Below are 12,353 nucleotides of genomic sequence, written 5' to 3'. Positions count from 1 at the left end.
CGACGCGTGCAGCCCGATGTGTATTCCGCGTCGGCAGGCGAACCTGCCGACGTTGAGCGTGACTCCGTCCCGTTACTGCACTTCCTTATATTTTCCCTTGTCGTCCCACTGATAAACCACGTAGTCAGACACTTTCAGATCGCCTTTGCTGTCCCAGGCTTTTTTGCCCATCACCGTGTCGACGGCGTTCGCTTTCAGCCACTCGCTGGCTTTGGCAGAGTCTTTGCCTCCGGTGGCCTTGAAGGCGGCGGCAATGGCCTGGACGGAGGCATAGGAGTAAAGGGTATAGCCTTCTGGTTCGAATTTACCGGCGCGGAATTTCTCAATCACCGCTTTACCATCCGGGATCAGTCGCGGATCTTTACCAAAGGTCATGTAGATACCGTTGGTGTACTGCGGGCCACCCGCGGCGGTGACCATCTCTTCATTGACGATACAGTCCCCTGAGAAGAATTTCGCCTGTACGCCCTGTTCACGCATCTGGCGCACCAGCGGGCCCGCTTCAGGGTGGCAGCCCCCGAAGAACACCACGTCCGGTTTTTGCGCGCCAATTTTCGTTACCAGCGCGTTAAAGTCTTTTTCCCCACGTGATAAGCCTTCATACATCACATCCTTCACGCCGCGTTTGGCAAGCGCCGCTTTGGTGGCGTCCGCCAACCCCTGACCGTAGGTGTCTTTATCGTGAATGATCACTACACGTTTGGCCTTCAGCTTATCGATGATGAAGTCGCTGGCGACTTGCCCCTGCTGATCGTCCCGGCCGCACATGCGGAACATATCGCTCATTCCGCGCTCGGTAATGAGGGGGTTAGTCGAACCGGGGGTGATGGCAATAATGCCCGCATCGCTATACACCTCGGAGGCGGGCATGGTGGAAGAGGAGCAGAAATGGCCGACAACCGCATTGACTTTGTCCTGGTCGACTAAACGGTTGGCGACGGCAACAGCCTGTTTAGGCTCGCAGGCATCATCTCCCTGAACCAGCTTAATTTTCTCACCGTTGATCCCTCCCGCGGCGTTAATGTCTTCTGCGGCCTGCGTTGCGCCATGCCAGTACTGATCGCCATAGGTGGCATTTGGGCCTGTAAACGGCCCGGCCACGCCAATCACAATATCGGCCTGGGCGGAAAATGCCGTCACCAGACAACCGGCTAACACAAGAGAAAGGGGACTTCTGATAAATTTCAGCGACATTATTGTGTTCCTTAGCAAAGAGGTTTTTGCACCACGGCGTCAACCCAAACGCCCTACGGCGCAGCCAATCTATAAATAAGATCGAGAACAACATGCACTAAACGAACAAAATCCAGGCCACATCCTGCTTAATACGGCGAGGTTTCCATGCGCAATTTGCGCGCAGAACATTAAGCAAAATCGTTGCCAGAATGGTTAACCCATTGACCGGGTTGCGACATAGTTGAGTATAGAGCGCCGATTTACGCTGCCTCGCGGGACGCACTGAAATTACAGCGGAGATCACATCTCGTTAACAACAAAGCCCATAAGTTGTGCAAGGGTCACGATTTGCACGTTTTTGCAGCAATAAAGACCTCAACTTCAGCCAGGAAAGGCGTACGATATGTGTTAGGATCTTTTCCTTTTTTTATCAGGAGTGTCAGCAATGACTGAAGGCCCATTAAATGAAAGCGAAATGGAGTGGCTGGAAGAGACGTTAATGTCTTACGGTCATGACGATGCGTCCGTGATTGACGTGTCCGAACTGGACGGCATGCTTACCGCAGTGCTTTCCGGCCCAAGGGTGGTTGAACCCGATGCCTGGCTGGTAGCGGTTTGGGGCGGCGAGAAGTACATTCCGCGCTGGAAAAACGATCGTGAAATGAACCGTTTTATCGATCTCTGCTTTAAGCATATGAACGACATTGCTGAGCGCCTGAGCGAGTATCCGGATCAGTTCGAGCCCATGTTTGGTTTTAACGACGTTGATGGCCAAAGCTACACCGTGGTTGAAGAGTGGTGCTATGGCTACATGCGCGGCGTGGCGCTGACCGACTGGTCGTCACTGCCTGACGAACTGAAAGCCGATCTGGATGTGATTGCGCTGCACGGGACGGAAGAGGGCAGCGAAAAGCTGGATGAACTGACCGAAGAGGAGTATACCGCCAGCATCGAGAGCATCCAGCCCGCGGCGCTGCGTTTATACAACTACTGGGTTGCTAACCCGCAGCAGCAGGAAACACAAAAACCGATTATTAACGGCACGAAGGTCGGGCGTAACGATCCTTGTCCGTGCGGCAGCGGGAAGAAGTTCAAGAGCTGTTGTTTGCATTAATAAAGAAAGGGGCTAATCGTAGCCCCTTTTTTATTACCCCACTTCCGGCAGCATTCCCGCTGCTATGAGGAACTGCACCAGAATAATCACCACGCCACAGGCAAACACGATGCACAGTAGCGGTTTACCCCCCGCCACGCGATAACCTTGCTGAGGATGCTGCTGACGGCTCTTCCATGCCAGCAGGGAAGGCAACAGCAGCGCGAGGACGGATAACGCCACACCCGCATAGCCAAGCGCCATCACAAAGCCACGCGGGTAAAACAGCGCAAAGGCCAGTGGCGGCAGGAAGGTAATTGCACCCGTTTGCAACCGTCCGGCAACGGTATTGCGGCGCTGGAACAGATCGGCCTGATAATCAAACAGGCCGAGCGCCACGCCCAAAAACGACGTCGCCAGCGCCAGGTCAGCGAACAAATGTACCGCCAGCTCGACGTGTGGAGAGGTCACCACCTCACGCAGCGCCATCAGGAAACCATTCAGGCCGGAATGCGCAGCCATTAAACCGATAAAGGTTGAGGAGTCAATGCTGCCCAGCGTGACCAGCTGCCAGAAGATGTAGGCGACCAGCGGAATCGCGCTGCCGATGATAAAGATGCGGCGTAGCTTGCGGGTATCGCCATTCATATAGCTGACGATACTCGGCACGCTGCCGTGAAAACCGAACGAGGTGAAAATCACCGGGATCGCGGAAAGCGCCAGCCCTTTTTCCAGCGGCAGCGTCAGCAGGTTAATCTTGTGAACGTGCGGCGCAAGCAGAACCAGCATCACAACCAGGAAAATAATCTTGGCGCTGAACAGAAAGCGGTTAAACAGATCGACAAGCGATGTGCCAATACACACCACGCCGCCGCCGATGAGCGCGAAGAAGACCGCGCCTGTGCCGGGCGTAATGTGTGTACCAAACCCGTCATTGACGCTGGACGCGATCAGCTCTCCGGCTCCGCTAATGTAGGCAGCCGTCAGGGCGTACATCAGGAACATCATGCTAAAGCCTGTAACCCACTGGCCATAACGTCCCAGGTAGCGTGCAGCCAGCGAACCTAAACCCGTGTCTGCAGGGACGTGCTGATAAACCTCCAGTAACAGCAGAGCGGTGTAACACATCAACGCCCAGAGTGTGGCGAGAAACAATAACGTTACGCCAAATCCGACGCCTGCGGCCGCCAACGGCATGGCTAGCATTCCTGCGCCAATCGTCGTTCCTGCGACGATGAAAATACTTCCCAGAGCTCTGTTTTTCACGCTTTCCTCTACAACGATTCTTAATCGCGACCTAATCTGCGGCGCAGAGTAAGGGAAAAGCGTGAACTCGTCAAATCACCGTTACAACCCGTGTAATTTTAAGTTTACGCTTTGGCGAGGGGCAAACATCTGTTGAACGGTGAGGCGAAGGGGAGAGGTAATAAGTAGAGGGGGTATTAAAACGGTGCTGAGGGTTCAGCACCGTGTGGGAATTAATTCTGCGTATCGAGTGTCGCCAGTTCTTTATCAATAAAGTAAAGACCTTCACCTGATTTACCGGCCAGAGACAATTTATCCAGCACAGATTTAAACAGTTTTTCTTCTTCGTGTTGCTCAGCAACGTACCATTGCAGGAAATTAAAGGTCGGATAATCCTGGCTGGTCATTGCAGCATGAACCAGTTCATTAATTTTCTGGGTGATCAGCTGTTCGTGCTCGTATGTGGCGCGGAACAGTTCATCAAGAGAACCGTATTCAGCAACCGGAGAGGCGACCGTATCAATGCGCGGCAGGCTGCCCGTATCCGTCAGATAATCAAAGAGACGCTGCATGTGCGTCATCTCTTCCTGTGCGTGACGACGCAGAAACGCGGCGGCACCTTCAAAGCTGTGATAGCTGCACCAGGCGCTCATCTGCTGGTAAAGAAGGGATGAATAAAGCTCAAGGTTCATTTGAGCATTGAGCTTGTCGATCATTTCAGTTTTCAGCATGGTGGCGCTCCGGTTTATTATTTCTGGTTCACAATGAGCGACACTATAATTTGTTATTTAATTATTTGCAAAACGTAAAATAAATATTTGTTTATTTAAAAATACGAATGGGAATAACACGCATTGGCACGTTTTATATTTATTAATGAGAATTGTTTGTGTTCTTAATTAAAAAGACTGCCAGCTCTGCTGGCAGACGACATTAATACCATGGATTCGTGACGTTAGGATTCACGGCGTAGCCCATGCATTTATACTGAATGGTCACGCTCTCGTTCAGGCACAGCGATCCGCTAATCAGGGTACAGGTTTTGACAGGCTGACCATAGGCGGAGGCGGTGGCATATCCCATGCCCTGACAGGCTTTCACTGCGGTGCCGTTATTCACATACGCATCGGAATGGGCGTTTTGCAGCATGGCCTGGCCGTAGTCGAGGCGGACAACTCCGTTGGGGGCGTCAAGGTGACTGACCTCCGCCTGACGGTTAACGTTGCATCCCGCGAGAAGCAGGATCGTTCCGGCGATGAATACTCTTTTCATGGTTCACTCTGCGTGAAGAGGGAAATACGCTATTTTAGCTTCAACGGTTCCAGTCAATGCCTCGAATAGCCCGAGGATCAACCCTTTCTCTTCGCAACGAACAGCATCAGGTCACGAAACTGTGAGCGCAATTGCGTTTTTTAAAACGCATTTTCACTTAATTTGAAAGAGTGTTTGTTTGATAGTAAGGTTAAGGGGATAAGGTATTCACCGCGGGCTTGTCCGCCACACATTCAGGAGAGACACGATGAAAATTGCGCTGATGATGGAAAACAGCCAGGCAGCTAAAAATCCCATCATCCTTAATGAGCTAAAAGCCGTTGCCGATGAAAAAGGCTTCCCGGTGTATAACGTCGGGATGAGCGACGAGAACGACCACCATCTTACCTATATCCATCTGGGCATTATGGCGAGCATTCTGCTGAATTCCAGAGCCGTGGATTTTGTCGTGACCGGCTGCGGTACCGGCCAGGGGGCGCTGATGTCGCTGAATATCCATCCGGGCGTGATTTGCGGCTATTGCATCGATCCTGCTGACGCCTTCCTGTTTGCGCAGATCAACAACGGTAACGCGCTGTCCCTGCCATTTGCCAAAGGCTTTGGCTGGGGCGCTGAATTGAACGTGCGCTTTATCTTTGAGAAAGCCTTCACGGGCCGTAACGGCGAGGGGTATCCGCCAGAGCGTAAAGAGCCTCAGGTGCGTAACGCGGGGATCCTGAATCAGGTGAAAGCGGCGGTGGTAAAAGAAAATTACCTTGATACCCTGCGCGCAATCGATCCTGAACTGGTGAAAACCGCCGTATCCGGTCACCGCTTCCAGCAGTGTTTCTTTGAAAACTGCCAGGATAAAGAAATCGAAGCCTTCGTTCGGGGGATTGTTGGCTAACAGCATGTGATGACATCCATAACTTTCCTGGCGTATCAAAATTTTTTATAAAATTTTACTGGAATTTATATGGGCGTAACTCGTGGATTTTGCGGCTTTTTTCGTAACATTGTTGTAGCACTGGTGGATTTATTGGTGTGATGTTCGTCACAAAATGATTGATTTTTGTGATGGTGGTCATATTATAAGCGCATTGACAATAACACCTGCATAACACGTTACTGGAGCAACATAATGAAACTGCGCAAAATCCTGAAAAGCATGTGGGCTAACTACTGCACGACTTTCAAAGACGTCCCACCGGGTGCGATGTTCTGATAAAAAAACCTGCTTCGGCAGGTTTTTTTATGCCTGCGGGCGACGAGAAAGAGATGAAAGGGCGCGCGGTTTGCTACTATGGCGGCCTTTAACTAAGGAGAAACCCCATGTCACAAAACCTGAGCGCCGATCAGGAACTGGTCTCTGACGTCGTTGCCTGTCAGCTGGTTATTAAGCAAATCCTTGATGTGATTGACGTTATCGCGCCTGTCGAAGTGCGTGAAAAAATGTCGACCCAGCTGAAAAACATCGATTTTACCAGCCATCCGGCGGCAGCCGATCCGGTTACGCTTCGCGCCATTCAGAAAGCCATCGCACTGATTGAGCTGCGATTCACCCCGCAGGGCGAGTCTCACTAAGCCGTGAAACGGGCGACCCTGTCAGTCGCCCGAGATACTGTCAGAAGAAGGTCTGGACCAGCAGGTAGCTCGCCGCACAGGCGCAGCTCACGCCGATCAGCCCCGGCAGGATGAAGCTGTGGTTGATGATAAATTTGCCGATGCGGGTGGTGCCTGAACGGTCAAAGCCGATGCAGGCCAGATCGCTGGGGTAGGTCGGTAAGACAAAGTAGCCGTAGGAGGCCGGGAAGAAGGCGATCAGCATTTTCGGATCGATGCCCAGCATTAACCCCATCGGCGCAACCGCAGTTAACGCCGCCGCCTGGCTGTTCACCAGTTTAGAAACCAGAAACAGTACAATGGCATAGGTCCACGGGTGGCTTTTCACGACCCCTTCCAGCGCCATTTTCAGTTCATCCAGATGCGCCTGGAAAAAGGTATCGCTCATCCACGCCACGCCAAACACCGAGAAGATCGCAACCATTCCCGCTTTAAACACTGCACCGTTCGAGATAGCAGAGGCATTCACCTTGCAGGCCATTAGCATGACAGCACCGGCAATCAGCATCATCATCTGAATGACCAGGTTCATCGAAAGCGCCGCCATTTTGCCTTTTACCTCAAAAGCAGGGCGCAATTCAGGCAGGGCACCGAGCAGCACCACGATGGCAATCCCGGTGAAGAAGATCCAGGTGGACCAGTAGGCCTGTTTCGGGAAGCGCTGATTCATGAGCGTTTCCGTGCTGCCATAGATAAATTCCCGCTGTTTCGGATCTTTCAGCTTTTCCTGAAACTCTACGTCATCCGCTAAATCTTTGCCGCGACGTAAACTCCACAGGGCCGCAATCGCCACCCCAAACAGCGAGGCAGGGACGGATACGGCGAGGATCTCCAGGATCCCCCACGCGTGACCCATTCCGTGCTGTGCGCCGAGAATCGACACCAGCGACACAACCGCGACCGATACAGGCGAGGCGGTGATGGCCATTTGCGAAGCCACGGAGGCTACCGCCATGGGGCGTTCCGGGCGGATCCCTTTTTTCAGCGCAATATCGGCAATGATGGGGAACATGGTGTAAACCACGTGGCCCGTGCCGCACAGAAAGGTCAGCATCCAGGTGGTGAAGGGGGCGAGGAGCGTGATGTGCTGCGGATGTTTGCGCAACAGACGCTCGGCGAACTGCATCATCACGTTCAGACCACCGGCAGTCTGCAGGGTGGCCGCACAGCCAATCACCGCGAGAATGGTCAGCATCACGTCAACCGGCGGTTTGCCGGGTTGAAGCCCAAAAATGAAGCTCAGAATAAACAGGCCAATACCGCTTATTAGCCCCAGTCCCATCCCGCCGAAGCGGGTCCCGACCAGCAGACAGGCAATAACAACTATAAACTCAATGGTGATCATGATGCTCCCTCGTCAAACATTATGTAATTAAATAAATCATTACACGATGTAGGGTTATTCATTGGGAGCAAGATCTGATTTGTTAAATCTCAGACAAAGCAGGAGGTTGTGGGAGGAACCTGCCCCGGTCAGGAGCAGGTCAGTCGCGCTCAGTGGCGCTGAACGGTGACAATGTCGAGCAGATGACGGTCAGTCTGCTCCGGGCATAAACCGGCATGCTTCGCATTGCGGAGTTCGTCCGCAAGCGTTTTGAGCAGCGTACCGTCCTGCTGCTGCTCTTTGTCCATATCGCGCAGGAATTTCAGGGTAATGCTGTCGTGCTGCGCTTTGGCTTCATCAGCCAGTTTGCTGAGTGTGCTGCAGCGCTGTTCATACTCTTCAAGCGTTTTCTGGAACAATTCTTCCAGCGAAGAGTAGTTATCGTCGATCGTGTCCAGGGCCTTTACGATAGGGTTCGCCCCTACAGCTTTCAGAAAGTTAAAGACGCGCATCATATGCGTGACGTTACTTTGCGCCTGAGTACGAAAGAACGTGGCTGAACCATTAAGACTGTTTTCGGAGCACCACGCGCTCAAATGCAGGTGCAAATTGGAGGCGTAGAACTCCAGGTTCATTTGGGCATTCAGTTTTTGCATCATCGTTTGGGTAGTCATACTCATATCCTTATTGACTGTGGGACGTGATGTCCGCAGCTAAACCTGACCCGGCAGGTACATAAAATCACATGGCAGAAGGCAATTCTGCATTGACGGAAGTTGACCGAATATTCACATCCTGTGTTCGATATAAATAAGCATACCCTTGTCTCTGGATTAAGAAAACTCTTAATCCGCCCGTATTTACCATAGATTACAAATTTTAATATAGTACAGAATCTCAAACAGATAGATATAAATTAATACATCACTAAGTGATTGATTTTAAGGTATATTAATATATTTATTGCTCTGGATGTACAGCGTTAAGTAGTCTGGTAACAGAATATTCTGCGAATAGAACAAATATGCATGATTAATTCAAAATATATTCTATGGGCGCAAAGTTGCGCTAAATCAATTTTTGCAAAAATGACGGTAATGTGATCTCCATGCAGGATTGTTCCTGATGACTCTGTGAAAATGAAACAGTGTTTTAATGTATTCCATTCACTGAGGTTAACATGGCCAACGTTGCGGTGCTGCTGGCACCTGGTTTTGAGGAAGCAGAAGCAATTATTACGATTGATATTCTGCGTCGGTTGAATATCGAGGTGGAAACCCTGGCTTGCGCAGAATCTCGGGCGGTAATGAGCTACCATAACATCCCGATGGTGGCAGACTGTACGTTATCCGAACGTCTGAACACGCTTTACGATGCGGTGGTGTTACCCGGAGGGCCGCAGGGAAGCGTCAATCTGGCCGCTAGCCGGGAGGTCATCCGTTTTGTGTCCACAAATGATGAAAATGGAAAATTGATTTGTCCCCTCTGTTCTGCCGCAGCGCGCGTGCTGGGCGGTAACGGGTTACTTAAAGGACGCCGTTACGTCTGCTCGGGAGATTTATGGGAAACCGTAACGGACGGTGAATACGTGGATGCACCGGTCGTTGAGGATAAAAACCTGATCAGCGGTAAAGGTCTGGGCCACGCGTTTGACTTTGCGCTGACCCTTTCTGCTCGCCTGTTGGGTGACGAAGCGCCTGTTCGCGATCACGCGGATCACATCTATTACGCCTGGTAATCTCCCTGCCGGACGTGATGGCGTCCGGCTGTCAGGGACTTCTTGGCTAATCTTATGGATTATTCTGCTTAACCCCATTTTAATTGTCTGACAATTCCTGCCGTTTTTATGTCATTTTCCGCTGAATTTATGTACGCAATTACTGTAATTCTGCGGTGTGATGCCGCTCTCTTATGGATGATTAATTTCCCGCTAAAACTATCACCAGCACTAACGCTTATGACGAGGTAAGCGCTAATGTCTTGTTTTAAGTCCGATTAAATAAGAAGCACGCAAATATTCCCTACAGAAAAGATTGCTAAAGCTGGAGTTTACCATGCACAAATTTACTAAAGCGCTGGCGGCCATCGGCCTGGCTGCCGTTATGTCACAATCCGCTATCGCTGAAAATTTAAAACTCGGTTTTTTGGTTAAACAACCTGAAGAACCCTGGTTCCAGACCGAGTGGAAATTCGCCGATAAAGCCGGAAAAGATTTAGGTTTTGAAGTGATTAAAATCGCCGTGCCGGACGGTGAAAAAACCCTGAACGCCATCGACAGCCTTGCGGCCAGCGGTGCGAAAGGGTTTGTTATCTGTACCCCTGATCCGAAACTGGGTTCAGCGATTGCCGCCAAAGCACGTGGCTATGACATGAAGGTCATTGCGGTTGATGACCAGTTCGTGAACGCCAAAGGTAAGCCGATGGACAGCGTCCCGCTGGTGATGATGGCGGCGACCAAAATCGGCGAACGTCAGGGCCAGGAACTCTATAAAGAGATGCAAAAACGGGGCTGGGATGTAAAAGAAACCGGCGTGATGGCGATTACCGCTGACGAGCTGGACACGGCGCGTCGTCGTACTACCGGTTCCATGGACGCCCTGAAAGCGGCCGGTTTCCCGGAAAAGCAGATCTACAAAGTTCCAACCAAGTCTAACGACATCCCGGGCGCGTTCGACGCGGCTAACTCTATGCTGGTCCAGCATCCGGAAGTCAAACACTGGCTGGTGGTCGGCATGAACGACAACACCGTGCTGGGCGGAGTGCGCGCAACCGAAGGCCAGGGCTTCAAGGCGCCTGACGTGATCGGCATCGGCATCAACGGCGTGGACGCGGTCAGCGAACTGTCCAAAGCGCAGGCGACCGGCTTCTATGGCTCGCTGCTGCCAAGCCCGGATGTTCACGGCTACAAATCCAGCGAAATGCTCTACAACTGGGTGACCAAAGGGGCTGAACCGCCGAAATTCACCGAAGTGACCGACGTGGTGCTGATCACCCGCGACAACTTCAAAGAGGAGCTGGCGAAAAAAGGACTGGGCGGTAAGTAATACGCTGTGATTGTGCCCCTCATTCACCTGAGGGGCCAGACGTACACACTACAGGAATCACGGAGTCGTTATGCAACAGTCTGATCCCTATCTCTCTTTTCGCGGCATCGGGAAAACGTTCCCCGGTGTTAACGCGCTGACCGATATCAGCTTCGACTGCCATGCCGGTCAGGTCCACGCGCTGATGGGGGAGAACGGCGCGGGAAAATCCACGCTGTTGAAAATTCTCAGCGGTAACTACACCCCCACAACCGGCACGCTGGCGATACGCGGCGAAGAGGTGGCGTTTGCCGATACGACGGCGGCTCTCAATGCCGGGGTCGCCATCATCTATCAGGAACTGCACCTCATTCCTGAAATGACCGTGGCAGAGAACATCTATTTAGGTCAGCTTCCGCACAAAAGCGGCGTGGTAAATCGTTCGCTACTCAATTACGAAGCGGGGCTACAGCTTAAACACCTTGGGCTGGATGTTGATCCGCAAACGCCCCTGAAATATCTCTCCATCGGCCAGTGGCAGATGGTTGAAATTGCCAAGGCGCTGGCGCGTAACGCCAAGATTATCGCCTTTGATGAACCGACCAGTTCGCTCTCCGCCCGTGAAATTGAAAATCTGTTCCGCGTGATCCGCGAGCTGCGCAAAGAAGGGCGCATCATTCTGTACGTTTCGCACCGTATGGAGGAGATCTTTGCCCTAAGCGATGCCATCACCGTGTTTAAGGACGGTCGCTACGTGCGGACGTTCACGGACATGGCACAGGTTAACCATGACCAGCTGGTTCAGGCGATGGTCGGACGCGAACTGGGCGATATTTACCACTGGCAGCCGCGCGAGTACGGCCCGGAGCGCCTGCGTCTGGATAACGTTAAAGCGCCCGGCGTGCGCACGCCGATTTCTCTTTCGGTGCGCAGCGGTGAAATCGTCGGCCTGTTTGGCCTTGTCGGGGCAGGGCGCAGCGAACTGATGAAAGGGTTGTTTGGCGGCACGCGGATCACACAGGGGCAGGTCTCGATAGACGGTCAAAGAATCGATATCCAGAAGCCCGCTCACGCGATCAATGCGGGCATGATGCTCTGCCCGGAAGATCGCAAAGCGGAGGGGATCATTCCGGTCCACTCGGTGCGCGACAACATCAATATCTCTGCCAGACGCAAATACATCCGCGCGGGGTGCCTGATCAATGACGGCTGGGAAGCGAGCAACGCCGACCATCATATCCGCTCGCTGAACATCAAAACGCCGGGTGCGGAACAGCTGATCATGAATCTCTCCGGCGGTAATCAGCAAAAAGCGATTCTTGGCCGCTGGCTGTCGGAAGATATGAAGGTCATTTTGCTGGATGAGCCGACGCGCGGTATCGACGTGGGGGCAAAACACGAAATCTATAACGTGATTTATGAACTGGCAAAACGCGGCGTGGCGGTGCTGTTCGCCTCCAGCGATCTGCCTGAGGTGCTTGGCGTTGCCGACCGCATCGTCGTGATGCGTGAAGGGGAAATTGCCGGTGAGTTGCTGCATGAACAGGCGAATGAACAACAGGCGTTGAGTCTCGCCATGCCTAAAGTTAGCCAGGCTGTCGCCTGAGTAAGGAGTCAA

13 protein-coding genes are annotated in these 12,353 nt (G+C 52.3%); 7 read left to right on the top strand and 6 right to left on the bottom strand.

Annotated elements, in window-relative coordinates:
- Positions 1 to 72: 72 nt before the first annotated feature.
- The gene (locus tag ACOQH0_RS13920) at positions 73 to 1,194 is read right to left on the bottom strand and encodes a branched-chain amino acid ABC transporter substrate-binding protein (protein ID WP_421510598.1); all 1,122 of its coding nucleotides are present in this window, start codon (positions 1,192 to 1,194) and stop codon (positions 73 to 75) included.
- A 427-nt stretch (positions 1,195 to 1,621) separates the two neighbouring features.
- Between ACOQH0_RS13920 and ACOQH0_RS13915 the strand changes: the two genes are divergently transcribed.
- Positions 1,622 to 2,290 (top strand): YecA family protein, encoded by a 669-nt coding sequence (locus tag ACOQH0_RS13915; RefSeq protein ID WP_010432448.1) that lies wholly within the window; start codon positions 1,622 to 1,624, stop codon positions 2,288 to 2,290.
- 33 nt (positions 2,291 to 2,323) lie between these two features.
- On the opposite strand, the gene tyrP is transcribed toward ACOQH0_RS13915, so the two are convergent.
- The 3 genes from tyrP to yecR form a co-directional block, all read right to left on the bottom strand.
- On the bottom strand, positions 2,324 to 3,535 hold the full coding sequence (gene tyrP, locus ACOQH0_RS13910) for a tyrosine transporter TyrP (RefSeq protein WP_421510596.1): 1,212 nt from the start codon (positions 3,533 to 3,535) through the stop codon (positions 2,324 to 2,326).
- A gap of 212 nt (positions 3,536 to 3,747) precedes the next feature.
- Positions 3,748 to 4,245, bottom strand: coding sequence for a non-heme ferritin (gene ftnA / locus ACOQH0_RS13905; RefSeq protein ID WP_010432452.1), 498 nt, complete (start codon positions 4,243 to 4,245; stop codon positions 3,748 to 3,750).
- Between the two features lie 202 nt (positions 4,246 to 4,447).
- Complete coding sequence (gene yecR, locus ACOQH0_RS13900) at positions 4,448 to 4,786, bottom strand: YecR family lipoprotein (RefSeq protein WP_421510594.1); 339 nt, start codon at positions 4,784 to 4,786, stop codon at positions 4,448 to 4,450.
- Between the two features lie 247 nt (positions 4,787 to 5,033).
- Here yecR and ACOQH0_RS13895 point away from each other — a divergent pair, with 247 nt between their 5' ends.
- From ACOQH0_RS13895 to ACOQH0_RS13885, 3 genes are all read left to right on the top strand, one after another.
- The gene (locus ACOQH0_RS13895) at positions 5,034 to 5,672 is read left to right on the top strand and encodes an RpiB/LacA/LacB family sugar-phosphate isomerase (RefSeq protein WP_010432458.1); all 639 of its coding nucleotides are present in this window, start codon (positions 5,034 to 5,036) and stop codon (positions 5,670 to 5,672) included.
- 234 nt (positions 5,673 to 5,906) lie between these two features.
- A complete protein-coding gene (azuC, locus tag ACOQH0_RS13890) occupies positions 5,907 to 5,990 on the top strand; it encodes a stress response protein AzuC (protein ID WP_003859682.1) in 84 nt (27 codons plus the stop codon).
- A gap of 107 nt (positions 5,991 to 6,097) precedes the next feature.
- Positions 6,098 to 6,349, top strand: coding sequence for a DUF2766 family protein (locus ACOQH0_RS13885; protein ID WP_006176098.1), 252 nt, complete (start codon positions 6,098 to 6,100; stop codon positions 6,347 to 6,349).
- A gap of 40 nt (positions 6,350 to 6,389) precedes the next feature.
- Here ACOQH0_RS13885 and ACOQH0_RS13880 read toward each other — a convergent pair whose 3' ends face one another.
- Together ACOQH0_RS13880 and ACOQH0_RS13875 are read right to left on the bottom strand one after the other, a co-directional pair.
- Positions 6,390 to 7,733, bottom strand: a complete 1,344-nt coding sequence (locus tag ACOQH0_RS13880) for an anaerobic C4-dicarboxylate transporter (protein ID WP_126545469.1) — start codon at positions 7,731 to 7,733, stop codon at positions 6,390 to 6,392.
- Positions 7,734 to 7,882: 149 nt separating this feature from the next.
- Entirely contained in the window at positions 7,883 to 8,386 is a 504-nt protein-coding gene (locus tag ACOQH0_RS13875) for a non-heme ferritin-like protein (RefSeq protein WP_010432470.1), read from the bottom strand.
- 506 nt (positions 8,387 to 8,892) lie between these two features.
- Between ACOQH0_RS13875 and ACOQH0_RS13870 the strand changes: the two genes are divergently transcribed.
- From ACOQH0_RS13870 to araG, 3 genes are all read left to right on the top strand, one after another.
- Entirely contained in the window at positions 8,893 to 9,450 is a 558-nt protein-coding gene (locus tag ACOQH0_RS13870) for a DJ-1 family glyoxalase III (RefSeq protein WP_421510593.1), read from the top strand.
- A 316-nt stretch (positions 9,451 to 9,766) separates the two neighbouring features.
- A complete protein-coding gene (araF, locus tag ACOQH0_RS13865; RefSeq protein ID WP_049006600.1) occupies positions 9,767 to 10,756 on the top strand; it encodes an arabinose ABC transporter substrate-binding protein AraF in 990 nt (329 codons plus the stop codon).
- A 70-nt stretch (positions 10,757 to 10,826) separates the two neighbouring features.
- Complete coding sequence (gene araG / locus ACOQH0_RS13860) at positions 10,827 to 12,341, top strand: L-arabinose ABC transporter ATP-binding protein AraG (RefSeq protein ID WP_421510592.1); 1,515 nt, start codon at positions 10,827 to 10,829, stop codon at positions 12,339 to 12,341.
- The last annotated feature ends 12 nt before the right edge of the window (positions 12,342 to 12,353 follow it).

The sequence above is a fragment of the Enterobacter sp. JS8-1 genome (assembly GCF_049187015.1).
GTDB lineage: Bacteria > Pseudomonadota > Gammaproteobacteria > Enterobacterales > Enterobacteriaceae > Enterobacter > Enterobacter mori.
The sequence above is the reverse complement of the archived record's forward strand: the minus strand, read 5'-3'. Positions and strand labels throughout refer to the sequence as shown.